The sequence below is a fragment of the Streptococcus mitis genome, assembly GCF_009496155.1.
Taxonomy (GTDB): domain Bacteria; phylum Bacillota; class Bacilli; order Lactobacillales; family Streptococcaceae; genus Streptococcus; species Streptococcus mitis_BQ.
In genome coordinates this window covers 173,106-198,167 of record NZ_WIJP01000001.1, presented here as the reverse complement: position 1 = coordinate 198,167, position 25,062 = coordinate 173,106, and the positions used below count along the sequence as shown (strand labels likewise).

At 40.1% G+C, this 25,062-nt stretch carries 18 protein-coding genes and 6 pseudogenes; all 24 read right to left on the bottom strand.

Annotated elements, in window-relative coordinates; translation table 11 throughout:
* Positions 1–26 precede the first annotated feature (26 nt).
* Positions 27–1,013: a GMP reductase gene (locus GEZ84_RS00985; RefSeq protein ID WP_153222937.1), complete on the bottom strand. Its 987-nt coding sequence runs from the start codon at positions 1,011–1,013 to the stop codon at positions 27–29.
* Positions 1,014–1,185: 172 nt separating this feature from the next.
* A complete protein-coding gene (locus GEZ84_RS00980; RefSeq protein WP_194252002.1) occupies positions 1,186–2,505 on the bottom strand; it encodes an McrC family protein in 1,320 nt (439 codons plus the stop codon).
* Positions 2,486–3,139: pseudogene (locus tag GEZ84_RS11110) on the bottom strand (AAA family ATPase); the annotation flags it as partial. The pseudogene GEZ84_RS11110 and the gene GEZ84_RS00980, both read right to left, overlap by 20 nt.
* A 212-nt stretch (positions 3,140–3,351) precedes the next feature.
* Positions 3,352–4,396: pseudogene (locus GEZ84_RS11105) on the bottom strand (AAA family ATPase); the annotation flags it as partial.
* Between the two features lie 151 nt (positions 4,397–4,547).
* Positions 4,548–5,327 (bottom strand): L-threonylcarbamoyladenylate synthase, encoded by a 780-nt coding sequence (locus GEZ84_RS00970; protein WP_153222934.1) that lies wholly within the window; start codon positions 5,325–5,327, stop codon positions 4,548–4,550.
* Positions 5,328–5,354: 27 nt separating this feature from the next.
* Positions 5,355–5,948 carry a 3-isopropylmalate dehydratase small subunit gene (gene leuD / locus GEZ84_RS00965; RefSeq protein WP_153222933.1) on the bottom strand — a complete coding sequence of 198 codons (594 nt, stop codon included), beginning with the start codon at positions 5,946–5,948 and terminating at the stop codon, positions 5,355–5,357.
* 9 nt (positions 5,949–5,957) lie between these two features.
* Positions 5,958–7,340, bottom strand: a complete 1,383-nt coding sequence (gene leuC / locus GEZ84_RS00960; RefSeq protein WP_153222932.1) for a 3-isopropylmalate dehydratase large subunit — start codon at positions 7,338–7,340, stop codon at positions 5,958–5,960.
* A 3-nt stretch (positions 7,341–7,343) separates the two neighbouring features.
* Positions 7,344–7,613, bottom strand: a complete 270-nt coding sequence (locus GEZ84_RS00955) for a DUF1294 domain-containing protein (RefSeq protein WP_153222931.1) — start codon at positions 7,611–7,613, stop codon at positions 7,344–7,346.
* Positions 7,610–8,647: a 3-isopropylmalate dehydrogenase gene (gene leuB / locus GEZ84_RS00950; RefSeq protein ID WP_153222930.1), complete on the bottom strand. Its 1,038-nt coding sequence runs from the start codon at positions 8,645–8,647 to the stop codon at positions 7,610–7,612. Before leuB ends, GEZ84_RS00955 begins: the two co-directional genes overlap by 4 nt.
* A gap of 11 nt (positions 8,648–8,658) precedes the next feature.
* Positions 8,659–10,221, bottom strand: a complete 1,563-nt coding sequence (locus GEZ84_RS00945; RefSeq protein WP_153222929.1) for a 2-isopropylmalate synthase — start codon at positions 10,219–10,221, stop codon at positions 8,659–8,661.
* 313 nt (positions 10,222–10,534) lie between these two features.
* On the bottom strand, positions 10,535–11,191 hold the full coding sequence (locus GEZ84_RS00940; RefSeq protein ID WP_153222928.1) for an MmcQ/YjbR family DNA-binding protein: 657 nt from the start codon (positions 11,189–11,191) through the stop codon (positions 10,535–10,537).
* Positions 11,192–11,234: 43 nt separating this feature from the next.
* Positions 11,235–11,867: a copper homeostasis protein CutC gene (locus GEZ84_RS00935; protein ID WP_153222927.1), complete on the bottom strand. Its 633-nt coding sequence runs from the start codon at positions 11,865–11,867 to the stop codon at positions 11,235–11,237.
* A gap of 89 nt (positions 11,868–11,956) precedes the next feature.
* Positions 11,957–12,316, bottom strand: coding sequence for a YbaN family protein (locus tag GEZ84_RS00930; protein ID WP_084929549.1), 360 nt, complete (start codon positions 12,314–12,316; stop codon positions 11,957–11,959).
* Between the two features lie 258 nt (positions 12,317–12,574).
* Positions 12,575–14,662, bottom strand: coding sequence for a type I DNA topoisomerase (gene topA / locus GEZ84_RS00925; protein ID WP_319946401.1), 2,088 nt, complete (start codon positions 14,660–14,662; stop codon positions 12,575–12,577).
* 117 nt (positions 14,663–14,779) lie between these two features.
* Positions 14,780–15,628: a DNA-processing protein DprA gene (gene dprA, locus GEZ84_RS00920; RefSeq protein WP_153222925.1), complete on the bottom strand. Its 849-nt coding sequence runs from the start codon at positions 15,626–15,628 to the stop codon at positions 14,780–14,782.
* A gap of 87 nt (positions 15,629–15,715) precedes the next feature.
* Positions 15,716–16,405 (bottom strand): sugar phosphate nucleotidyltransferase, encoded by a 690-nt coding sequence (locus tag GEZ84_RS00915; protein ID WP_319946400.1) that lies wholly within the window; start codon positions 16,403–16,405, stop codon positions 15,716–15,718.
* 11 nt (positions 16,406–16,416) lie between these two features.
* Positions 16,417–17,295, bottom strand: coding sequence for a DMT family transporter (locus tag GEZ84_RS00910; protein ID WP_125451316.1), 879 nt, complete (start codon positions 17,293–17,295; stop codon positions 16,417–16,419).
* Positions 17,285–18,154, bottom strand: coding sequence for a phosphotransferase family protein (locus GEZ84_RS00905; protein WP_319946399.1), 870 nt, complete (start codon positions 18,152–18,154; stop codon positions 17,285–17,287). Before GEZ84_RS00905 ends, GEZ84_RS00910 begins: the two co-directional genes overlap by 11 nt.
* A 16-nt stretch (positions 18,155–18,170) precedes the next feature.
* Positions 18,171–19,193, bottom strand: a pseudogene (locus GEZ84_RS00900) (ribitol-5-phosphate dehydrogenase).
* Positions 19,194–19,197: 4 nt separating this feature from the next.
* Positions 19,198–19,811, bottom strand: a pseudogene (locus tag GEZ84_RS00895) (D-ribitol-5-phosphate cytidylyltransferase).
* A gap of 362 nt (positions 19,812–20,173) precedes the next feature.
* Positions 20,174–20,305 (bottom strand): annotated as a pseudogene (locus GEZ84_RS00890) (transposase); the annotation flags it as partial.
* Positions 20,306–20,318: 13 nt separating this feature from the next.
* Positions 20,319–20,498 (bottom strand): IS630 transposase-related protein, encoded by a 180-nt coding sequence (locus GEZ84_RS00885; protein ID WP_153222923.1) that lies wholly within the window; start codon positions 20,496–20,498, stop codon positions 20,319–20,321.
* Positions 20,499–20,567: 69 nt separating this feature from the next.
* Positions 20,568–21,500, bottom strand: a pseudogene (locus GEZ84_RS00880) (alpha/beta fold hydrolase).
* Positions 21,501–21,668: 168 nt separating this feature from the next.
* Entirely contained in the window at positions 21,669–24,845 is a 3,177-nt protein-coding gene (gene carB / locus GEZ84_RS00875; RefSeq protein ID WP_153222922.1) for a carbamoyl-phosphate synthase large subunit, read from the bottom strand.
* Positions 24,846–25,062 lie beyond the last annotated feature (217 nt).

The following is a 25,062-nucleotide window of genomic DNA, read 5'->3' as shown; positions in this document are numbered from 1 at the left end:
GTTTTTTTCTAGTGAGATAGCCCGTCTTAGTGGGAAGCATCCCCATTCCAGATAGAGTTTTTCACGATAACATAATCAACGTGTTTCAGGTCGGCAACCTGACGTCCACCTGCGTATGAAATAGCACTTTGAAGGTCCTGTTCCATCTCAGTCAAAGTGTCTTGCAAATGACCTTTAGCAGGAAGCAAGATACGTTTGCCTTCCACATTTTTGTAAGCACCTTTTTGATATTGTGAGGCTGAACCGTAGTACTCTTTGAACTGTTCACCGTCTACTTCAATCGTTTTCCCTGGACTTTCGATGTGTCCTGCAAAGAGGGAACCAATCATAACCATGCTGGCACCGAAACGGATAGACTTGGCAATATCTCCGTGAGTACGAATTCCTCCATCAGCGATAATCGGTTTACGTGCAGCCTTGGCACACCAGCGTAGAGCAGCCAACTGCCAACCACCTGTACCAAAACCAGTCTTGACCTTGGTGATACAAACCTTACCAGGACCGATTCCGACCTTAGTAGCATCCGCACCAGCATTTTCCAATTCACGCACAGCTTCTGGTGTTCCCACATTTCCAGCAATGACAAAGGTATCTGGCAATTCTTTCTTGATGTGTTGAATCATAGAAATCACGCTATCCGCATGACCATGAGCAATGTCAATCGTGATGTATTCTGGAGCGTCAGCCTTGAGATGGCTAACAAAATCATACTCATAGTCCTTAACACCAACAGAGATAGAAGCAATGAGCCCTTGCTCATGCATACGCTTAATAAAAGGAATGCGTCCTGCCTCATCAAAACGATGCATAATGTAGAAGTAACCTCCTTTAGCCAGTTGCTCTGCTACATTTTCATCCAAAATCGTCTGCATATTAGCTGGCACAACAGGTAGTTTAAAGGTGTGATTTCCTAGAGTGACACTTGTATCCGCTTCTGCACGACTTTTAATCACACATTTATTTGGAATCAGTTGAATATCTTCGTAATCAAAAATTGGGAATTCATTTAACATATCGATGTCTCGTTTCTTTTATAATGACCTACCTATGCTTGCGCATCTCTACGTCTTTTCCGACGTTTCCTTAATTTATTATAAATCAAAGTACAGTTTTTGTCAAATAATGTTATAAATTAAAATATATTGTTCGGTTTTTACTTATATCAAAGACAAAAAAGTGGAGAGATTATTTTATCCCCACTTCTTTAGTAATATTCCTTTTAAAACTTTCTTCGGAGTTTTCCAGCATTTCACAAAATTCACGATAAGATGAAGACTTCTGAGGGATTTGGATAGACCATTTCTTCAACAAAGCTCCATAACCTGCTAGCTTTCCTATCTCATTATCAACAATCTTGTCCTTGCTCGGAAAAACAAGACCAGCCTTCTCAGCTTCTAAAATATAAGAATAGGAAATCAGCTGGAATAAGTCCTCACGGTTGATTCCTTTTTCAGTCAATTCCAGTTTTTTATACTTAGCATCTAATACTATTTTAAGCTCTTCTTGATAAAAATCTGGATATACTTTCCGTTTCCCAACAGAAAATACCGAAATACCACCTAGTTTTTCTTTATTCCGTGGATGGATGAAATCTTTTGGCAATAAAGTATGAACATACTCTTCCCAAAGCCAGGCAACATCAAAAAGAATACCATGGATTTTTTGATCTTGATACCCTAAACCGTGCTTTTCTTGGTTTAATATCATCAGACAAAGTTCTTGTAACTTTCTGTACTCGTGAAAGTATGCATGACGCAAAAGTTTAGATTGATTTCGTCGAATAATCTTAGCACGATCAGCTAGTTTATAAGAGGGCGTTACACGCACGATTTCAGCTACGTTTTCACGACTAGTTAAGAGATTATCAAATACCCCTTGACCAATGCCTTTCTGTTTTTTAATGTATTCAATAGTGTGACGGATCAACTGCATGAGGGGATTATCATAGGTGAACTCTCTCGTTGTATAGGCAATATTTCCCGTGAAAGGAAGATTTTTCTTGAGATGGTTTCTTACATCAATCACTCCCTTAACATGACTGTCGTTATAAGAAAATCGATGGTATTCCTTATAAAGACCTTTTCTAATAGCAGCTTGTAGATACTTAGGGAAGAGATACATCAAAAGTTGATAGAGCTTATCTTCACTCGACAAAGCTACATCTAAACTAGTGAGATTGATATGAAAAACCTTTTGTAAAAGATAATACAAAAAATAGTCATTACTCTCATCAGAAAAGCGAGAGGAAATTGTTAATCTTTCCTGACCACACCCCAGAAAACCAATTACATTTCCTGTCTTGATTTTCTGATTAACTGTTTCAAAGATTTTTTGTTCCTTTTCTAAGTCAGGAGAATTTTTCAAATCATTTGGAAAAATAAAAATACGTTCATCTTGGGATAGACTTTCCAAGGTTCTATCTAAAAGAAGATTGCTTAGTTTAGGATAGCCTTCAACAAATTCTTCTTTAACAATCTTGTGTTGATTATCGGTTATCCGCATCATCGTTTTCATCGCCTTCATTGTCATCAGCTACTGCCTGATCTTTTTGCTCATTCTTTGTCAGATCAAATGCCTTCTTCAATGTTTCAAGAGTTTCAGCTTCATCATAAGAACCACGTACATAATCTTCCAAAAGCGGTTTGAGGTAATCAGACCAGAGTAATTCATAGTCAAAATCTACATCCTTCAAGTTAAGGAAATAACTTGGCCCGATATGGTAATGACTGTTTAATTCCTGAATATTTTCAATAGCAGCGTTCAAGTTTCTTAATCGAATTTTAGCTTCTTTTGCATCCTCACCTAGTTCTTCATCTAGAATGTGAAGTCGACTTTCAGCCGTAACTTCAACAAAGCGGAAACGACGGCGCATAGCAAAATCGAAGGTATCAACAGATCTGTCTATATCATTCATGGTTCCGATGATGTAGACATTCTCAGGGATATAAAATTTCTTATCAGTCTCATGTAAATTAGCATACTGGGTAGAAACACTCCCCTTTTCACCACGATAACCAGGGTCGATAGAGAAAAAGAGTTCTCCAAAAATCTTAGAAATCTCCCCACGATTGATTTCATCAATGATGAAGACGAATTTCTTGTCTGTGTCATTTGTTGGAGATACATAATCACATAAACCATAACTTTCTTTCATGTGATCCAAAACAATTTTGTGGTAAGTTTGGTGCTTTAGATGAGTCTCCTCGCCCTTGTATAAAAGATATACATTTTCTTTAGTGGCAACAGGAGAATCAAACTTCACATTCCCTTGGCTATTTAAACTAGCTGGGACTGAACTACGAGGAAACAAATATTGTCCCTGTTTCTCGTTGATAGCATCCGTTAGTTTAGCCCACGTTTCCTCAAAATTATCTTGTCCACCAGTTTTCTGAGCTTCTTTCGCTTTCTGACAGAACTTCTTAAAAATACCATCCTCTAGTTTAAACTCAATGGTACCATCTCCATTAGATACTGGTCTTAAACCCTCTACAAAATCCGTATAGTCATAAGATGGGTGAAACTGTACAAAGCCTATTTGATCTTTATTACCATTTGTTAACTCTTTGGCTATATCTTTGGCTAAGCGTGTTTTTCCCGTACCTGGTGCCCCACGGAGGATAAGGTTTGGAGACTTTAATAGAGATTGAGTTAATTGATGACGAAAATTGTTTGATGAATCCATTGTACTATTGTCTTCCTTATTTTCCATAAAAAGCTTAGAATACTCAAAAAGCATAGTTCCTAATTTCGATGGCTCCAACTCAGGATAAGTTTTGGACACCAGTTCAATTATTTTATGATTTTGCAGATAAGGTCCACCTTGATTTGTCTGAGAAACAAAGTGGTTCCAAAATTCTTTCTGACTATTAATATTTACACCAAAGAAAGGATCTCCCTCAGAATAGATACAAAGTAGTTTTGTCACCATAGCAGAACGACCAATAAATTCATTTGTTGATCTTTTCATATCAAAAATAGGATTTTCAAAGTTAAAACGAATACCTTCTTTGATAATTTCATACAAATCTGATTTTAATTTTGAAAATCGCTGATCCAACTCTGAAATCTCATTATTAGCTTGATCTTTATATTTGTTTGTTTTTTTATTCCAATAAATACCAAATTTTGAAGCTGAGCCACCAGAAATTCCAAGAAATAGATTTTTGTATTTTCCTTTCTCAAGAGCGTAGCACAAAGACTTATTTTGCTGTCCCTTTCCTATTATATATTCATCGATTGACATTGTTAAAATCCTATCCAAAGGCCATTCCTGGAGAAACTCTTCTTTTAATTTATCATTAAACTTTTCACCAGCAGTTGCCTTATTTAATAACTCTTCTTTATTTTGACTATACCATTTATAAAAATCTTCTAAACTAACTTTTCTTTTCAGCATAAATCGTACTCCTTTTATAATAATGTTCGAATAAAAAACTATATATTTCATATATAGAATATCATATCCTATAGAAAAAGAAAAGAATTTCTAAAGAAAAAGTCTAGTGTAGAAAGCTTTATTCCCTCGTTACACTAGACTTCTTTTTATCCTAATAATACTCTCCCTGACGGTAGTCCCATGAGTTAAAGGTGTCTGACAGGTGCATCATGATTTTATCAATGTCAAGCCCTTTGCGAATCACAACTGGAGCTGGTGAAGTTGATCGCGCTCCTCCTTGTTCTGGGATGAGTTTACCATCTTTATCGACCATAGAGACCATCACACCTTGCTCGTAGCGAGTTTCAATCGTTTTGTCAGGCTGGATTGATGCCACATAGTCGTCTGCCTCGATAACAAGGTCCACTGCCCCTTCGATGCGTTCTCCGATTCCTTCTACCTTACCACGATTTCCTTTTCCAGATGGGTTTGCAGATGAAGCGTAGACCATCTTGCCTTCTTCCCAAAGTTTGGCAGCCAATTGTTCACCAGCTTTCCCGAACTTGATAACGAAACAGCTAGTACCACGCACGTCAGTCATGAGTTCTTCACGACCATCACCGTATGCTTTGAGTTTTTCAAAAGCTTCTGGTTTCCAAGGAAGGATACAACCAAGAAGAATATCTTCGTCCCAATGTTTTTGGTAGAAGGATTCAATTTCTGGGTTGAGTTGTGCTAAAGTGCGAAGTTCATCCATGCTACCACAGAGAACAACACCTGGTTTGTTACGGTTACGTTCTTTGGCTTCAAACTTACGTTCAAGACCAGCCTTATCGCTAGTCATGATGATGTAACCAACTTTTGTAGGGCAAACGATACAACCGCCCTCACCTTTTAAAATGTCATAGCCTTCTTGTGAAAGTGTTCCGTTCCATTGAATGTGTTTTGTCATAGTTCTATTTCCTTTTCTATTTTTCTTCTAATCCTGCCAGTAGTCTGGTCGTTGTTTTTCATAAGCAGCAATCAAGTCTTCATACTGCAAAGTAATACCGATATCATCCAAACCATTTAAGAGCTTGTGTTTCCATTCGCTATCGATTTCAAAAGTGAATTCTCCAACTGGTGAGATGATTTTTTGTTGTTCCAAGTCCACAGTTACCTGGTCACTCGGTTGTAGCTGGGCTAGTTTCTCTCGAACCTCTCTGGGCTGAACAATAGGCAACATGCCATTATTAAGTTCATTATTGTAATGAATGTCCCCAAAAGATCCTGCAATCACAACCTTAAAACCATAGTCCGCTAAAGCCCAAGCTGCGTGTTCCCTCGAAGACCCTGCGCCAAAGTTATCCCCTGATATGAGAATACTAGCTTTCCGATATTCAGGTCGGTTAAAGACAAAGTCTGGATCCTCAGTATACTTATCGTCCAAATAACGCCAAGCATACATGAGGTACTTACCAAATCCTTTTTTATCAATTAACTTGAGAAACTGCTTGGGTAGGATTTGGTCAGTGTCGATGTTATCATTCATGAGAGGAACAGTCGTTCCCCTATAAACTGTAAATTTCTCCATATCCTCTCCTTACTGGGCTTCTGGCATTTGCCGAACATCTACGAAACGCCCTGCAATAGCTGCCGCAGCTGCCATGGCTGGACTGCAGAGATGGGTCTTAGCACCAAATCCCTGTCTATCTTCAAAGTTTCGATTGCTGGTTGAGGCACAGTGAACACCATCAGGAACCTTGTCTGGATTCATCCCTAGACACATAGAACAACCTGGATCTCTCCATTCAAAGCCAGCATCTAGAAAGACCTTGTCTAAGCCCAACTTCTCAGCAGCTCGTTTGACAGGACGAGAGCCTGGAACCACGATAGCCGTTAAATTAGGAGCAATTTTCTTCCCTTTGACAAATCGCGCAGCCAGTTGCAAATCGCTGAGACGAGCATTGGTACAAGAGCCGATAAAGATATAACCTAGTTCAATATCTGCTGGCTTTTGACCTGGTTCCAAGTCCATGTAATTGTAGGCTCTCTCATCATTCATATCCTTAATTTCTGGGAAACTACTATCAAAGTCAACCCCCATAGCAGGATTGGTGCCCCAGGTAACCATAGGAGCTAGGTCTGAGACATCCATTCGGATAACCTTATCATAAACGGCATCATCATCACTGACAATTGTTTTCCAATCCGCCACAGCCTCTTCGAAATCCTCTGGAACACATTCCCGTCCCTTGAGATAGTCAAAGGTGGTTTGATCCGGATTCATGATTCCCATCTTAGATCCAAACTCGATGGACATATTGCAAATGGTCATTCGCTCTTCCATGCTCAGTGCATCAATAGCCTGTCCTCGATATTCCACCACATATCCAACACCACAGGCAACGCCGTACTTGGCAATCAAGGCTAAAATGAAGTCCTTGGAATAAACTCCTTTTTGAGGAACGCCAGTGAATTCTACCAACATTTTCTTGGGTTTGACCTGCCAGAGGGTTTGGGTAGCAAAAACATGCTCGACCTCACTAGTTCCAATTCCAAAGGCGATCGCTCCGAAAGCTCCGTGGGTTGCCGTATGGCTGTCTCCACAAACGATGAATTTTCCTGGTTGGGTCCGTCCTGTTTCTGGTCCAACCATGTGCACAATTCCCTGTTTTTCAGAACCGTGAGCCGCATGCTCAATTCCAAATTCCTCAACATTTTCAGCTAGCTTATCAATTTGTGCCTTGGAAATGACATCTCGAATATCGTAGATATTAACCGTTGGGACATTGTGGTCAAAGGTACCAAATGTCAAGTCTGGTCGTCTCAATCTGCGACCTGCATCTCGCAATCCTTGAAAAGCCTGAGGGCTGGTCACTTCGTGGATATAGTGCTGATCCACATACATGAGTTGGGGCTGCCCCTCTTCTCCTGTGATGACATGACGGTTCCATAATTTATCAAAAATCGATTTTCCTGCCATCCATTACCTCCAAATAAAATATAAGGCTACTAGTGTAGTCACCATCCCAAGAAACCAAACTGTTTTAAAGTACCATTTTCTAGTCTTGTGGTGAAAAGTAACTCCTGCTAACCAAGCTCCAAAACCACCACAAGTAAAGGCTAAAATGAGTAAGATTTTCTCAGGGATGCGCCAAGCTCTTCTCCTCGCCTTGGATTTGTCAATGCCATAAATCAAGAAAACTATAACATTCCAAATCAAAAGGACTAGAGTAATTTTTTCGTCTAACTTCATAACCTTGCAATAATAGCTTCCGTCATTTCCTTGGTCGAAGCCTGTCCACCTATATCTCTTGTTAAAATACCAGACGCTAGACTTGCCTCAACAGCACACTCGATACGCTCCGCATCCTCAAAACGTCCAAAACTATCTCTCAGCATCATGGCTACTGATAAAATCATGGAAATAGGATTGGCAATTCCTTGACCTGCAATATCAGGCGCTGAACCATGAATAGGCTCATAGAGACTTGGGCCATTTTCAGAATGACTGGCTGATGGCATAACTCCAAGCGTACCAGATAGAACGCTTGATTCATCAGATAAGATATCTCCAAAAAGATTCTCCGTCACGATGACATCAAACTTAGCAGGATTGGTAATCATAAGCATGGCAGCTGAGTCTACCAGCTGGTGTTCCAAGGTCACATCTGGGAAATCCTGTGCGACCTCCTCAGCTACTCTACGCCAGAGTTTTGATGTTGCCAACACGTTTTGCTTATCAATGCTAGTAACGATTTTTCTTCGACTTCTTGCGATTTCAAAGGCTTTGCGAATAATCCGCTCCACTTCCTCATAGCTGTAGTCGTTGATATCACGCGCTTTACGCTCTCGAAGAATATGATCTCCGAAATAGATTCCACCTGTCAACTCACGCACCACGACAAAGTCTACACCAGCAATTCGTTCTGGTTTGAGAGGTGATAAATGCTTGAGACTCTCAAAGATTTTGACTGGGCGAATATTGGCATAGAGATTGAGTTCCTTACGGAGAGCCAGTAAGCCTTGTTCAGGCCGAACGACCGCCCCATCATACTGAGGACTACCGATAGCCGCTAGGAGAATGGCATCTGCTTCCCCGCTTGCCTTGAGGGTTTCATCAGGTAAGGGATGCCCTGCTGCATCTATACCTGCACCTCCAAAAGGGCGCCTATCAATCTCATAATCAAAGCCTGTTTTTTCAGCTAGAGCCTCCAGAACTTCCAAACCAGCCTCCATGATTTCTGGGCCAATTCCGTCCCCTGCTAGAGCTACTATTTTCTTTGTCATAGCATTCTCCTTTACACACTCGGCATGTCACGATAGGAAACGCTACGTCCCATCTCACCAGCATTCTCTTTTTGAATAAAGGTATTAGCATTGATGTAGGCAATAGCTGAAGCCTTCAACACATCAAAATCAAGTCCTACTGCATTAAAGATGGTTTCTGTATCTCTATTTTCAACAGTGACCAAAACCCGAGCCTGGGCATCGATTCCATCTGTCACCGCATCAATCGTGTAGGATACCAAGCGAACAGATTGATTAAAGAACTTGTCGATGGCGTTAAAGATTGCTTCAACAGAACCTTGTCCTGTCGCATTAAATTCGACTTTCTCACCATCCATATTGGCTAGACTAACGAGCGCTTCGATGTCATTATCCGCATGAGTTTGCAGTTGTAAATCATCAAAGTGGAAGCCTTCTGGGTTTTCAACCATTGTACCAGCTACCAGAGCTCGAATATCTGCATCTGTGATTTCTTGTTTCTTATCAGCCAATGCCTTAAACTTAGCAAAGAGTGGCTTGATGTCCTCTTCTGTAAAGTCTAGGGCCAATTCTCTTAGTTTCTCGACAAAGGCATGGCGACCTGATAATTTTCCAAGTGGAAGACTATTACTCTTAACACCAACCAATTCAGGTGTAATGATTTCATAAGTGAGAGGATTTTTAAGGACTCCGTCTTGGTGAATACCAGATTCGTGAGAGAAGGCATTGCCACCAACAACGGCTTTGTTTTTAGGAACTGGAATACCAGAGAAGCGAGAAACCATTTCAGAAGTATTGATGGTTTCATTTAGGACAATACTGGTTACTGCTTGATAGTAATCTTGGCGAATATTGAGAGCAACTGCAATTTCTTCAAGGGCAGCATTTCCAGCTCTCTCACCAATACCGTTGATAGTCCCTTCAACACGTCCTGCCCCATTTTTGACAGCAGCAAGGCTATTAGCCACTGCCATTCCGAGGTCATCGTGACAGTGAGGCGAATAGATAATCTGACGATCCGTCTTGATATTTTCAATCAAGTATTTGAAGATAGCTCCGTATTCCTCTGGCGTTGTAAATCCTACCGTATCAGGGATATTGATATAAGACGCACCAGCATCCACCGCTGTTTGAACGACTTGTAAGAGGAAATCCAACTCTGTTCTAGTCGCATCCTCTGGAGAGAATTCAACCACTTCAAACTTAGAACGGGCATAAGAAACATGCTCCTTAATAGCTTCCAAAATCTCTTCCTTGCTCTTATTGAGCTTATACTTTCGGTGAATCGGACTAGTAGCGATAAAGACGTGAACCTGTGGATACTTGGCATCCTTGAGAGCCTCGTAACAAGCATCAATATCAGACTTGACAGAACGTGCTAACCCAGTCACCGCCGTCTTTTTCAAGACCTTGGCAATCTCCTGAACTGCTGTGAATGAATCAGGACTCGCAGCTGGAAAACCAGCTTCAATGGCTGAAATACCCCATTTCTCCAGCTGCCTTGCGATGGCAATTTTTTCCTTAATTGAAAAGTTAACACCAGGTGTCTGCTCTCCATCCCGAAGGCTGGTATCTAGAAATTCAACTGTTCTCATAAAATTTCCCCTTTTCCAAATGTGGTTTTAAAAAAACATCTCGCTTAGAAGTCCAAGCGAGATGTTGATTTACTCCCGCTTGGTAAGCCAAACAGGACTAATGCTTTTTGCACTAGCCCGAGTACCTCAACAACAAAGCAAATTGATTAAACTTAGCTGTTTTCATGTTTGACTTTCTCCTTCGTTTGATATCTTGTTTAGTATTTTAGCATAGGCAAAAGCACTTGTCAAGAAAAAATCCAATATTTTCTGAAAATTTCTTCAGTAGAGAATATTTCGCTAATTGAAAGTTCTTGAAAAATCTTGAAACATTTCATTTTTTAGAGGTTAAATTCCAGCTTCTTTCTATCAATTCCAGTACTTCTTCATCTAATAAAGTATCATCAAGCGCCACACTAATCCAGTAGCGTTTGTTCATATGAAAGGCTGGATAAATACCTTTATTTGAAAGCAAATCAGCTACTTGGTCATGTTTGAGGTTGACTACTTCCACCTGTCCTTCTCTGCCCTTTTCCAACTTATCCCAAGAAATTTTCATCAAGACGGCATACCACTTTTGATTGCCTTCATGTCTTAACACTGCCGTTTCAGGCGATTTCTCCCACAAATACTCCAGCTGATTACCATATTTTTCCTGAACCTGAGTCATGATTCGCTTAGTCTGAGGACAGATAAAATCCTGCACATCAAAACAAGCCTTCCGAATTTGGTAAAGAATCTCCAGACAAGCCTCACGGACATTTCCGACAAAACTTCCCCTCATGCTTCCCATATGAACTTGTGGATAGAGGTCACCGGTTTCCTGATCAAAGACTTGAAAGCACACATCAGTAGCAGTGACGGACACAGTCATGACAAAGTCACCTTGCAAAATCTGGCAACTATAGGTCCAGACTCCACTATTTTCTACAAAACCATAGACACGAGCCTTTTCTTGATTAAACTGATAGGATTTAAAAATTTCAAACATAAGTGAAAACTGCTACCCAAAGCTAGCAGTTCCTTTCTATTTTTTAAAAGACAACCTTGGTTCCGTGCAATTGTGTCACGCCCAACTGGTCAATAAAGGTTTGACGGTTGTCCAAGTCAATCCCTCCACCTGGTAGAATTTCAATCTTACCTTTAGCGTGCTCCAAAATTCTGTGATAGTGAGCAAAACGTTTTTCTAAGGAGTCACCAGATACACCAGCACGAGTCAGGATTCGAGTGACACCAGCTTGACTAAGCCAGTCAATGGCTTCCAGTTGATCATCATCGCTCAATTCATCAAAGGCCATGTGGAAGACAATTTCCATTCCTGTTGATGCAGCAATTAACTTCTCCAGATTAGACTTATCCAACTTCTTATCAGCAGTTAAAGCTCCAAATACAACTCCTTGACTTCCAGCCTGAGCAGTCAACCGAATATCTTCTAGCATGATAGCAATTTCTAGGTCATTATAGACAAAGTCGCCACCACGTGGACGAATCATGGTCATGATGGTCGTATCGTGGTTAGTTGCCAATTCAACCGCTGCCTTGGTCACTCCATAGCTGGGAGTTGTCCCACCAACTGCTAGATTGTCACAAAGTTCGATTCGACGAGCTCCAGCCTGCATCGCTTTTTCAAGCAAGGTCACATTTTCAGCACAAAATTCGTAAATCATTTGATTCTCCTTGATTATTACTTTAAATTTATTATATCATATTGTTGTGAATATGCTTTCATTTATATCAAGGAAAACAGCTACTATTTTTATTCTTTGTCAGGAATGACCTTGAAGAGATAATAGGTGATAAAGATGGTCAAAGCTCCCAGACCAATTTTGACAGGTAAGAGAGGGGCAAAATAAATTGAAATTCCCATCAAAATGTAGATAGATACGATAATTTTTTTCTTACGTTCACGCGCAATAGACTTAGTCTCACGAAAATCAGCTACATATGCTTGATAGAGCTTGGTATGATAAAGCCAGTCTTCGAAACGCTTGGAACTTCTGGAAAAACAAGCAATAGACAGCAAAAGAAAGGGAGTTGTAGGCAACAAGGGCAAGACAACCCCAACAATAGCCAAGGCCAGCGATAAAAAACCAATAATCAGATAGATAAAACGCATAACTTCTCCTAGTTAATACTCTTCGAAAATCTCTTCAAACCGCGTCAACGTCGCCTTGACGTAGGTATGGTTCCTGACTTCGTCGGTCTTATCTGCAACCTCAAAGCAGTGCTTTGAGCAACCTGCGGTTAGTTTCCTAGTTTGCTCTTTGATTTTCATTGAGTATAAAATAATCTTCTTCTAGTTTCGCATACAATGGTGAATTTTGTCAAGCACTTACTCAAAAAGAGCCTGAAATTTACTTTCGGGCTCCTCCTCTTATTTAATCTTTTCTTCCTCGTAATCACCCTTGCTACAAACAACCTGCTTGCCACCACCACGGACTTTTTTCTCCATGAGGAAGTTGCCACATTTTGGACAGTCACGACCAACAGGCTTGTCCCAAGAGGTAAATTCACATTCTGGATAGCGATTGCAACCATAGAAGAGGCGGTTACGTTTTGTTTTACGCTCAATGATTTGTCCCTGATGACAACTTGGACACTCTACACCGATTTCTTTCACGATTGCTTGGGTATGACGACAATCTGGGAAATTGCTACAAGCGTAGAACTTACCAAATCGACCAAGTTTAATAACCATTGGACTGCCACACACTTCACAATCAAATCCAGCTGGTTCATCCTTGATCTGGATTTTCTCCATTTCTTCTTCAGCCTTGGCGACTTCTTTAGAAAATGGTTTGTAAAAGGCATCAATAACACGTTGCCACTGCTCTTTTCCAACTTCGACATCATCCAGCTTGCCTTCCATTTCAGCTGTAAAGGTCACGTTTACGATATCTGGGAAATATTCAACGATGAGCTTGTTAACAATTTCTCCCAACTCTGTTGGTTCAAAACGTTTGGCTGCAAGGCGAACATAGTAACGTTTCTGAATAGTTTCAATGGTTGGTGCGTAGGTTGACGGACGACCAACCCCATTTTCCTCCAAGGTCTTGATCAGTGTCGCTTCAGAATAACGAGCAGGCGGTTGAGTGAAATGTTGCTCTGGTTTGCTATTGACCTGTTTAACCACATCTCCAACAGCCATATCTGGTAACATCTTATTCTTGTCAGAATCATTATAAATGGCAAGATAACCATCAAACTTAACCTGACTACCATTGGCAGCAAATTGAACCCCATTTTGAGACAATTTAACAGCCATGGTATCAAAGACAGCAGCTGTCATCTGACTCGCTACAAAACGATTCCAGATAAGAGTATAAAGCTTGAGCTGATCCTTGTCTAAATACTTAGCGATGCTTTCCGGTGTATTAAAGACACTTGACGGACGAATAGCCTCATGGGCATCCTGAGCACCTGATGCATTTTTTACCTTGCTACCATGCTTAGAATACTTGCTACCAAAACGATCCGTAATGAAACTTGCTGCTTCATTTTGCGCCACAGGACTGATACGAGTCGAATCTGTACGCATATAGGTAATCAAACCTTGAACACCAGAACCAATATTAATCCCTTCATAAAGCTGTTGGGCAACCATCATGGTTTTTCGAGTACGGAAGTTAATTTTATTAGCCGCATCCATCTGCATAGATGAAGTGGTATAGGGTAAAGGAGCATTGCGTTTGCGCTCTTTCTTATCCACCTGATCCACTGAAAAGTCTTTACTAGTCAGACGAGACAAGACTTCCTTAACATCATCATTGCTAGTCAGTTTCAACTTTTTGCCGTCTACTCCATAGAAGGAGGCCTGAAATTGTTTGGTTCCCTTTTTAAAGATAGAATCAATGGTCCAGTATTCTTCAGGCTGAAAGGCATTGATTTCATTCTCACGATCAATGATTAACTTAAGCGCAATAGACTGAACGCGACCTGCTGACAAGCCCTTCTTGACCTTCTTCCACAAAATAGGCGAAATCGAGTACCCCACCAAGCGGTCTAGGACACGACGAGCCTGTTGGGCATCGACCAAGTCCATATCAATCTTACGAGGTTCTTTAAAAGCATTTTTGACCGCATCCTTGGTGATTTCATTGAAGACCACACGGTTGGCATCATTCTCATCTAAGTTTAGAATATGAGCCAAATGCCAAGAAATCGCTTCTCCTTCACGGTCCGGGTCACTTGCCAGAAAGACTTTATGAGCTTTTTTAGCTTCTTTTTTCAAGTCATTGATAAGAGGACCTTTCCCTCGGATATTGATGTATTGCGGTTCATAATTATTTTCAATATCGACGGACATACTGGATTTCTTCAAATCACGGATATGCCCGACACTAGCTAAAACCTTGTAGTTTCTGCCTAGATATTTTTCAATCGTTTTCGCCTTAGCAGGCGACTCCACGATGACTAGATTTTTTTTAACTGTTGATTTTTTCTTTTTTGTTGCCGTAGCCACAGTATCACACCTTTTCAAAGTAATAAACTTTATAAAGTGTAAACCATTTTGGCATAACTGTCAAGACTTAGCTCCTATATATGGAAGAAAAGTTTGTCTATTAAGCAAAATTTCGTCTTAAAATTCAAATTCCGCAAGCACATCTTGCCCACTGGTGACCAATTTTGCTCCTTCTTGAATCAAATGATGGCAACCGTCTGATAGGCCATCTAAAATGCTACCAGGAATAGCAAAGACATCGCGCCCTTCTTCCATTGCCCTCTCACAGGTAATAAGACTACCTGAGCGCATCTTAGCCTCTGCGACAATCACACCACGGCAAAGTCCAGCAATGATGCGATTACGGGCAGGAAAATGAAATTTCAGAGGTTGTTCACCAGGCCCATATTCACTTAGAAGCAGATGGTCATTTCCGATATAGTCTTGCAAACGTTTGTTGGCTTTAGGATAAAACACATCCAACCCTGTTCCAATCACTGCAATAGTTTTTCCGCCATTCTGAAGAGCAGCCATATGCGCTGCTGTGTCAATGCCCTTAGCTAATCCACTGACAATAACCAGTTCATTTTCCAAGCCTTGAATGACTTTTTCAACTGACTTAGCTCCCTGTTTGCTACAAGCACGACTGCCCACGACAGCTACCTTAGGAAATTTCAAGAGGTCAAGATTTCCCTTGTAAAATAAAAGTACAGGAGCATCGTATACTTCACTCAAATCCCAAGGGTAACAGTCGTCTAAAATAGAGAAAGATGGAAACTTTTGAAACTCCTTCTCCAAATGCGTATCGTCTATCTGAAAATAACGTTCCATAAAAACAGCTGGATTTCGGCAACCTGATATATCTGCAATATCACCCAATAAAAGCTCCTGATCAACATTTTCACCGTATTCTAGGACTTTCAAAATCTGTTGATTGGTCAAACCTGATTTTTTTAACTTATAGATTTCATAGTTTGTGATTTTCATAAATAACTCCATTTCTTTTTCTACTCATCTATCTATTCGTAAAAAATCAAAAAAACATCCGACTATTTCAGTCAGATGTTGAAATCTTTAATTTTCGTTTTTAAGAATTTCTTCTAATTTATGGTAGTCTTGGACACTATCGATCTCATAGATGCTATTGCCTTCTAATTCTTCAACATAGACATCTAGCTCTTTGATATTGTCCTTAACCATATTGTCCCAGTAGAGATCAACAAATTCACCACTTGCATAAGCCTTGTCGATAAAGCTGACAATCTTTTCTGCAGTTGGAACATCCCAGAATGATACACCACTAAGGATGCGACCAGCCTTGCTATCAACAGTTATGTCTTGAACCTTGTAGTCATCTCCATAGACCAAGAACCATTCGTTGGTACAATCTTCACGATAGACACTAAAATAAGTCGAACGTGTCAAATCATTGCGGAACATATTTTTAAAGAGATAATTATCGGCATCAATAACATAGCTGTTAGCCAATTCTTCTTTTACGAGATAGAGAGAGTAAAAGTTATTGTAGTCAGCGTATTTATCATTGAAAACGAGACGAACTCCGTATTTTTCTTTCAAATAATCAAATTGTTCTTTAAGGTAACCAACAATGATGATGATGTCATGGATTCCTTTTTCTTTTAGAAACTCAATTTGGTATTCAATCAGGGGTTTTTGATTAACTTGAACCAAGGCCTTAGGGGTATTTTCAGTCATAGGACGCAAGCGAGTTCCCAATCCCGCTGCTAAGATGATGGCTTTCACACGAATCTCCTTTATTCTTTAATAATAATATAAACTCCAGCAATGACGACAAGTGACGTAATAATTGTCAGCATATCTAGCGGTGCACCCAAGAAAACAACTGCAAACAAGACAGTCCAAACTACATAGCTCACGTTCAAGCCTGTAGCCTTGGCTGGTTGCAAGCGATTGATAGCGATATAATAAGCCAAGTAGGAAATCATATCAAAGGCTGCAAAGACAATCATGAGACCTAGCAGTTGTCCATTGGCTACTTCTGCAAAGGACTGATGAGAGAAGAGCACAATCACAAGATAGGACAAGAATGAAGTCACTTGACGAATCAAGAGGGCTTCGATTTCACTCAATTCACTTTCCATGGCAAAGGAGCTAAGAACACTCTCACTTCCCCATGCAATGGCACAAACCAATGCACAGAGAATCCCAATGTAGAAGGAATTGACCTGTTCAACCTTATAAGTTTGAGCAATAATTCCTCCAATAATCAAGACAATTCCAAATACAGTATTTTTTGAAATCTTGTGCTTCAAAAAGAAGAAAGCCAATAAAACTGAAATCGCAGGATAAATAGCCGATACAGATGAAGCTAAGGAACTTCCGATATACTTAACCGCATAAAGATTGGCCTGCATACCGATAGGACCAGCTAGCAAGGCTCCGATGATCACACTAACATTGCGAATATTTAAAAAAATTGAGAGACGAACTTTTCCTTCTTTTACTAAAAGAAAAGCTAGTAAGATAAAGATACTCAAAAAATCGTGAGCAGCAGCCACCACAAAGGGCGACAATTCTGTAAAAATCGAAAAGATATAAGCACTAACCGTTAGACCTAATCCCCAGAAAACACCTGAGAGTAGACCGAAGGAAACTCCATTTTTATTTTTCATCTGAACCTCCATAATATGACAAGCCTTTAACAGCTCTTTGATAACGAATCACACCATAGTCACCAAAATCTGCACCTTGCTCTTCTTTGTAGACTGTCCATAAACTCCAAATAACGTCTTGTAAAATTTTATAAATAGCAATCTTTTCTCGAGAAACAGGTGTTTGGTCACTCTCATAGTAAGATAAGAAGGCTTCTTCCTCTTGGGGAGTGAATTCAGACTCTAAAAAGAGGGCAGCCAGATCCCACATTGGATCATTCATTGATGAATATTCCCAGTCAATCAGATAAAGTCTTCCTTGAGGTGATTCGATAAAGTTTTCAGGCACCAAATCGATGTGACAAGATTTTCTGTCAACACCTAAGTCAGCCAGTCTTTTCTCTAAAGAGAAGACTTCTTCTCGAACAGCTTCATAGTTGGCATAAGGGATTTTTTCTTCAATCAAAGATTCGTATTTTTTGATTTCTTCAAAAGGAGCAAATTCTCCTCTTAATTCCTTACCAGAAGCATGGATGGTTTGTAAAATTGGTGCAATTTTATCGAACTTGGTCTTGATTGAAGTTGAATCGAGCGTAATAGCAGATTCAATATACTCATTTACTTTGATACCTGCATCAATATCAAAAAGATAATTTTTTACATCTAGGTCTAAATCTTTTAGTAGTTCAAGATTGTACTTTTCATCTTGACGATTAATCAGTTTTTCTGTCCCTTTACCAAAGAACTTAACAATGTATTGCTTATTTGTTGTTTTGACCAAATAGTTTTGATTGGTCATCCCCCCCAGTTGTTCAACACTGAGGACTTCCTCTTCTTGACTAAGTAAGGAAGAAATTTTTTCTTTAATGATTTTCTCCACAATTAACCTCCAGCACTTATACTTCCCACTTAAACACAGTTTTAAAGGCTGTATTTAAATCGGTTGCAAAGACACGATGAATATCTTTAATTTCTCTTACAGGCTCTTCTAGATAAAGGATATTTTTAAGACGATTAGCAAATTTCTTGACTTCCATCATTTGGATTGCATTTTCAAAATCAATGCGACCAGAACGAGAGGACCCAACCAAGAGCAAGCCTTTTTCTAAGGCATCGCGTGTATTGATATTGACTTTATACTCGCTAACCCCCATCATGAGAATCGTTCCCTGAGGACGAATGTAGCGAATCAAGTCATTAATAGCTGGTCCAGTACCATCCCCACCACAACACTCAAAAGCATGATCAAAGGCCAAATCTTCAGGAATATTATCAGTAATATAACATTCTTTAGCAAATGAGAAGAGTTCCAATTTTTCTCAATGACGACCAATAACCACAATCTCTGCTTCTGGCAAAGTATAGTTGATAATATCAGCAACCACAAAAGCTAAACTTCCATCTCCGATAACGGCGATTCGGTCCCGCTTGCTATGAGCAAGAGTCAATAGACGATTCATAGCGTGCATACCGACACTTACAAACTCTGTAATGGCTGCAACCGTATCTTCGATAGCATCATAAGCCACCACACGGTCTTTAGGGAGAGAAACAAACTCTCGCATAAAGTCATCAAAGCCACTAGACAAGAAATGGCTCCCTGTCATGTAGTTCTCATAGAATTCTTCATCACTCTTCATAGGAGGATGATTGAGAATCATAACAACTTTTTGCCCTACCTCCTAGGTTCCTGTCGGGTCAGAAATAACGGTTCCACATGACTCGTGAATCATTGCCATTGGAAGCTTTTTATTCAAAATCTTTGGATCACGTTTTCCTTGATAGTAACGCTGATCCGCATGACAGACAGCCATGTAGTTGGGACGGATAAGGATATGATTTTCTTGGTCAATAGCCTCTTCCTGGTATTTGACATTGATAAACTTAGGCTTAGTTAGTTGATAAATTTGATTAATCATATCACTAGTCTTTCTCAATCATACTTTTTGCAATCTTCAAATCTGTCACTGTTGTGATTTTTAAGTTTGAGTATTCGCCCTTAGCCAAGGCCACATCTTTTCCTTTGATTACAAAGATCTTACATGCATCTGTCAAGATTTCCTTCTCTTCAGTAGAGAGAGAGCCGTAAAGGTTCATGAAGTCCTTGCAACGGAATGTTTGAGGTGTTTGTCCTTGATAGAGGTGAGCACGATTTGGAATATCTGTAATGAATTGACCATTGGTACTTTCAACGATAGTATCAACCGCTTCTACTACTGTGTCCACTGCGTCATGATCTTGACAAAGTTTGATATTGTCCTGAATCATGCGAAGCCTAATAAATGGACGAACAGAATCGTGGGTAACAACGATGTCCTCTGGAGTAAGCGGACGATAAGCATCAATGGCTTCAATGATTTTCTCAATACTCGTATTACGGTCAGCTCCACCTTTTGTAATGATGATACGATCCTTATGAAGAGGCAGATATTTATCTACAAGATCCTCTGCATGAGAAACCCAGTCTCCATGAACCCCAACTACAATTTTTCAATGCTTGGTTCCAAGAGAAATTTTTCAATTGTATGAATCAAAATAGGTCAATCAGCTAGCTCTAAAAATTGTTTTGGCAAGTTACTGATTCCCATGCGTGTGCCAGTTCCACCAGCGAGAATTCCTGCATAAATCATCTATTTTCTCCTTTGTCTTACTAAAAAAACTTATTCTCTCTATTATACCACAATCTATTCCTATCATAAAAGAAATACTAGACCTCCCTTTCTAGAATAGAAGGATTAAGCAGTTCTATTATTCAAAGAAACAGGACCATTTCTAGTAATTACTAGGAATTCTGTAGTCATTACTAATAAATGCTGTGAAATTTTAGAGTTCTTCAGAATAATATAGTTTCCTTAAAGAAAACTTAAAATTAAGATTTGAGACTTCAAAGTGATTATAGTCATTTAGTTTTAAAAAAGCACTCCAAACATTCAAAAACATTTGGGACTTCCCTTAATAAATCCGTTACTTTCTTTTTCAAGATAGCCCAAGCTTGCTCAATAGGATTCAAATCTGGTGAATAAGGTGGTATTTATTCCTTAAAGCTAGTCGTCTTTTTTTAAAGTGACCTTAATCTGCTTTAAAGCTACCCATACTGAAGGGACAGCACAATCAAAATGTGCCGCAATTTCCCGTAAAAAAGCGTCTGGATGAGCCTCGACATGGCTATGTTCTTCTTTTATGTAATCTAATGCTCGTTGTTTAAAATCTGTACTATATGCCATAGCTTTATTATAACATGCTCGTTTAAAACTAAGCAACTATATCATCAACATAAATAGATTTCTAACCCCTCAATTACTCTTTAAAAAATCTTCAATCTGAGAAGCTATTTCATTACTTTGATAATAGTACAAATCATGAGGTACATTAACATACACAACTTGAACATTAGGCTGGTCGCTTGTCAATCTCTCTGCATAACGTTACCACTCAGATTGGCTAAAGCTAGTACAATCACCATTAGAAACCATTAGTAAGGCTGAAATTTTCGGATTGATACTTGAGGGAACTTTCTTAGCATTTTCCTTTACTAAACGGGATTCATGAAGTATAGCTTGTGGCATCAATTGCTTATAAGCTAGGAGTTTATATTGTTCTAGTTCATTTTCGGTCAGAGTTGGATTTTTTATATAAAAAGACTCAGGAAAGTAGCGTAATAAACCAATCTTGCTGCTCCAATATGCCACAGTGAACAAGGTCTGATTCTCCTTTAAATCTTCATAACTTGATGGCAGTACCCAATCAAGTCCTATCAAAGCTTTTACTTCATCAGGATACTTCTTCTGCCAAGCCAGACTCTCTAGACTAGCCGTGGAATGAGACGAAATGATAAAAGGACCTTTGACATTTGCTTGTGAAAGAGCTTGACGCGTCTCAGATAAAACCTCCATCACGTCTCTGGAATGATTGCTATCATCACTATAACCATACCCTACTCGTTCCACGATGACTACCTTATACAGTTTCGATAAGGATTCCGACACTTCTTTAAAGTCCAATATAGGAGATGCAATACCAGCACCTGACAGAAGTACTATAGTCTCAGGACCATTCCCTTCAACGTAAACCTTCATTTGATGTCCATTGACGAGAACTTGTTGCCCCATAGGTGTTAGTGAGGCTTGTTCCTTTTCTAAACTGATACGATGAAAGATAAATGTAGCAAGTAAGAACAAAAGAATGAAACTAAGAAAGCCAAGACTACATTGTTTTAGTTTTTTCATAGCATTATTGTACAAAAAATAGATCCTTTTAGCAGCTTAAGATTGATTCTTCTACAGTAAATGAAGTAAATATTCTCACAACAAAACGCATAATATCAAGGATTTCAACACCTGATATTATACGTTTTTCTTATCTTACAAGATTTTTTGTTCGACTTATTTTTCTATTTAAATCGCTTCTGTGACAAAACTACGGCTTTCCAATACTTGGAGCATGGCATTAGCTGTATCTAGGGCTGTGAAGAGAGGCACTCCGTGTTCAATGGCTGAACGGCGGATTTGCTCACCATCTTCATCAGCAGTTCGTTTGGTTCCAACTGTGTTAATGATAGCTTGAATTCTTCCTTTGCGAACAAAACTTGGAATATCCTTATTGTCATCACCAATCTTACCAACAGGTTGAGCTTGTAATCCATGACTGGCAAAGAAGGCAGCTGTCCCTTCTGTCGCGAGGATTCCATAGCCAATATTTTGGAAACGACGAGCCAAATCCAAGGCTTCTTCTTTTGCATCATCAGCGATAGTAAATACAACGTTACCAAAGGTTGGCAAGTGTAAGTAAGAAGCTTCAAAGGCTTTATAGAGAGCTTTTTCCAAAGTAGTATCAGAACCCATAACTTCACCTGTTGACTTCATTTCAGGACCAAGCAAGCTGTCTACCTTAGCTAGTTTGGTAAAGGAGAAGACTGGTGCTTTAATATGAACGCGGGTGCTTTCAGGGTAAAGACCATCTTGGTAGCCAAGTTCTGATAAACTTTGACCAAGAATAAGCTTGGTTGCTACCTGAGCCATAGGAATATTGGTCACCTTAGAAAGGAATGGAACCGTACGGCTGGCACGTGGATTGACTTCAATAACGTAGACTTTTTCATCCTTAATGACAAACTGGATGTTCATCATACCAAGACAGTTAAGACCAATTGCTAGGCGTTTGGTGTAGTCTGCGATAGTTTCCTGAACCTTTTGCGACAAGGTTTGTGGTGGGTAAACAGCCATTGAGTCACCTGAGTGGACACCAGCACGTTCGATATGCTCCATGATACCAGGGATAAGAACAGTTTCTCCGTCTGAAATGGCATCAACCTCGCACTCTTGCCCAACGATGTATGAGTCAACAAGAACCGGATGGTCTGGACTAGCCTTAACTGCTGTTCGCATGTAAGAACGGAGATCTTCCTCGTTTTCCACGATTTCCATGGCACGTCCACCAAGTACATAAGATGGGCGGACAAGAACTGGGAAACCAATCTTGCGAGCTGCAAGCACTGCCTCTTCTTCATTGGTTGCTGTCTGTCCTGGTGGCTGTGGAATATCTAAGTCTTTAAGAGCTTGCTCAAAGAGGTCGCGATCTTCCGCACGGTCTAGGTCAGCAACCTGTGTACCAAGGATGGTTACACCTGCTTTTGCCAATGGCTCCGCAAGGTTAATAGCTGTTTGACCACCAAACTGAACGATAACCCCTTTTGGTTGCTCCAAGTCGATGACATTCATAACATCTTCGAATGTCAATGGCTCAAAGTAAAGCTTGTCTGATACAGAGAAGTCTGTAGAAACGGTCTCTGGGTTTGAGTTCATGATGATAGCTTCATAGCCAGCAGCTTGAATCGCCTTAACCGAGTGAACAGTGGCGTAGTCAAATTCAACTCCTTGACCGATACGGATTGGACCAGAACCTAGGACAAGTACAGATTCCTTATCAGATCGGATAGATTCATTTTCCCATCCATAGGTTGAATAGAAATATGGTGTTTCAGAGTCAAACTCTGCCGCACAGGTATCAACCATCTTGTAAACTGGGACAATCTTATTTTTCAAGCGAAGTTGACGAACTTGGTCAGCTGTCATTTCCCAAAGTTCAGCAATCTTACGGTCTGAAAATCCATTCAATTTTGCAGTTTTCAAAACTTCAAGATCTTGTGGATGGGCACCTAATTCTTGCTCAATTTCAAAGATATGTAAGAGTTTATCAAGATAGAAGATATCAATCTTAGTCAATTCAGCAATTTCTTCTGGTGTGTAGCCACGGCGAATGGCTTCTGATACATAGAAGAGACGATCATCTTGGGCTTTAACAACTTTTTCAATCAAGGCATCATCAGAAACTGCTGCAAGCTCAGGCATTTCATTGTGGTGAACTCCAATTTCAAGTGAACGACAAGCCTTAAGAAGAGATTCTTCGATGTTTCGACCAATCGCCATGACTTCTCCAGTAGCCTTCATCTGGGTACCAAGACGGCGTTCACCTTTTTCAAACTTGTCAAATGGGAAACGTGGAATCTTGGCAACTACATAGTCAAGGGCTGGCTCAAACATGGCATAGGTTGAACCTGTAACTGGGTTGATAACCTCATCCAAGGTCAAGCCAACTGCAATCTTGGCAGCCAACTTAGCAATCGGATACCCTGTCGCTTTAGAGGCAAGGGCTGACGAACGCGATACACGAGGATTTACTTCGATGACATAGTACTTGAAGCTGTGGGGATCAAGGGCCAGCTGAACATTACATCCACCTTCAATTTTGAGGGCACGAATAATGCTCAAGCTTGCGTCACGAAGCATTTGGTTTTCATAGTCTGACATGGTTTGCGCAGGGGCAAATACAATGGAATCCCCTGTGTGAATCCCAACTGGGTCAAAGTTTTCCATATTACAAACAACCAAGGCATTGTCAGCTGAGTCGCGCATGACTTCGTACTCGATTTCCTTGAAACCTGCAATAGAACGCTCAATCAAACATTGGGTCACAGGCGATAATTTCAAACCATTTTCAGCAATTTCACGCAATTCTTCCTCATTGGCACACATACCACCACCAGTACCACCTAGGGTAAAGGCTGGACGGACGATGACTGGGTAGCCAATTGTCGCTGCAAAGGCAACTGCTTCTTCTACTGTGTTGACAATTTCAGATTCTGGAATTGGTTGGTTGAGCTCTTCCATCAATTGTTTAAAGAGGTCACGGTCCTCCGCTTGGTCAATGGCGGATAATTTAGTTCCTAGAAGCTCCACTCCAAGCTCATCTAGGATACCATTTTTAGACAATTCCATGGCCATATTGAGTCCTGTCTGACCACCAAGGGTTGGTAGCAAGGCATCTGGACGCTCCTTACGAAGAATACGCGTTACAAACTCAAGTGTAATCGGTTCGATATAGACCTTGTCCGCAATCTCCTTATCGGTCATGATAGTTGCAGGGTTTGAGTTAACCAAGACAACCTCATAACCTTCCTCTTTCAAAGACAAGCAAGCCTGGGTCCCAGCGTAGTCAAACTCAGCAGCCTGACCAATAATAATCGGACCAGAACCAATCACCATAATTTTTTGAATATCAGTACGTTTAGGCATAGTTTATGATACAAAGCCCGTAAAGAACACAGTGAAAATAGGAAACTCGATGCAGACGCCTTTAGCGTCAAGACGATGTTTATCTTTTTCACACAGTTCTTAGGGCGTGTTCACTTCCGCGAACAATGTATCTTCTCCTTTCTATTCGTCGCCTCACTGAGCGACATTAAATAAATTCTCCGACGATTTTTTAGCGAAACGATATTTTTCGGTAAAA

Excerpts from the sequence above, each read along its gene's own strand:
- GEZ84_RS00980 (WP_194252002.1), bottom strand. The coding sequence starts at position 2,505 with ATGATGCGGATAACCGATAATCAACACAAGATTGTTAAAGAAGAATTT.
- leuD (WP_153222933.1), bottom strand. The coding sequence starts at position 5,948 with ATGGAGAAATTTACAGTTTATAGGGGAACGACTGTTCCTCTCATGAAT.
- leuB (WP_153222930.1), bottom strand. The coding sequence starts at position 8,647 with ATGACAAAGAAAATAGTAGCTCTAGCAGGGGACGGAATTGGCCCAGAA.
- dprA (WP_153222925.1), bottom strand. The coding sequence starts at position 15,628 with ATGAAAATCACAAACTATGAAATCTATAAGTTAAAAAAATCAGGTTTG.
- carB (WP_153222922.1), bottom strand. The coding sequence starts at position 24,845 with ATGCCTAAACGTACTGATATTCAAAAAATTATGGTGATTGGTTCTGGT.
- GEZ84_RS00985 (WP_153222937.1), bottom strand. The coding sequence starts at position 1,013 with ATGTTAAATGAATTCCCAATTTTTGATTACGAAGATATTCAACTGATT.
- GEZ84_RS00935 (WP_153222927.1), bottom strand. The coding sequence starts at position 11,867 with ATGATTTACGAATTTTGTGCTGAAAATGTGACCTTGCTTGAAAAAGCG.
- GEZ84_RS00885 (WP_153222923.1), bottom strand. The coding sequence starts at position 20,498 with ATGGCATATAGTACAGATTTTAAACAACGAGCATTAGATTACATAAAA.
- GEZ84_RS00940 (WP_153222928.1), bottom strand. The coding sequence starts at position 11,191 with ATGTTTGAAATTTTTAAATCCTATCAGTTTAATCAAGAAAAGGCTCGT.
- leuC (WP_153222932.1), bottom strand. The coding sequence starts at position 7,340 with ATGGCAGGAAAATCGATTTTTGATAAATTATGGAACCGTCATGTCATC.
- GEZ84_RS00930 (WP_084929549.1), bottom strand. The coding sequence starts at position 12,316 with ATGCGTTTTATCTATCTGATTATTGGTTTTTTATCGCTGGCCTTGGCT.
- GEZ84_RS00970 (WP_153222934.1), bottom strand. The coding sequence starts at position 5,327 with ATGACAAAACACATTCAATGGAACGGAACACTTTCACAAGAAGGCTAT.
- GEZ84_RS00910 (WP_125451316.1), bottom strand. The coding sequence starts at position 17,295 with ATGAAAAATAAAAATGGAGTTTCCTTCGGTCTACTCTCAGGTGTTTTC.
- GEZ84_RS00955 (WP_153222931.1), bottom strand. The coding sequence starts at position 7,613 with ATGAAGTTAGACGAAAAAATTACTCTAGTCCTTTTGATTTGGAATGTT.
- GEZ84_RS00945 (WP_153222929.1), bottom strand. The coding sequence starts at position 10,221 with ATGAGAACAGTTGAATTTCTAGATACCAGCCTTCGGGATGGAGAGCAG.